This is a genomic window from Vibrio brasiliensis LMG 20546 (assembly GCF_000189255.1).
Lineage (GTDB): Bacteria > Pseudomonadota > Gammaproteobacteria > Enterobacterales > Vibrionaceae > Vibrio > Vibrio brasiliensis.
Map to the genome: position 1 here is coordinate 1 of NZ_AEVS01000041.1, position 251 is coordinate 251.

The 251-nt window shown below is 47.0% G+C and carries 2 tRNA genes; both read right to left on the reverse strand.

Annotated features, from left to right (window positions below):
- Positions 1-11 precede the first annotated feature (11 nt).
- Positions 12-86 (reverse strand) — tRNA-Gln (locus RH46_RS06685).
- A gap of 29 nt (positions 87-115) precedes the next feature.
- Positions 116-200, reverse strand: a tRNA-Leu gene (locus tag RH46_RS06690).
- Positions 201-251 lie beyond the last annotated feature (51 nt).

The window sequence follows — 251 nt, forward strand, 5'->3', positions numbered from 1 at the left end:
TAACATTGTAATGGCAGGTCTACCTGGATTCGAACCAGGGAATGGCGGCATCAAAAGCCGCTGCCTTACCGCTTGGCGATAGACCTGCAGTGCTCTAATTAAAGAGACTTAAGAATGGTGCGGAAGGAGAGACTTGAACTCTCACACCTTGCGGCGCCAGAACCTAAATCTGGTGCGTCTACCAATTCCGCCACTTCCGCAACTTATTCTGTAGTCATCTCGATAATTGGTAAAATCAAGATAACGTTGTA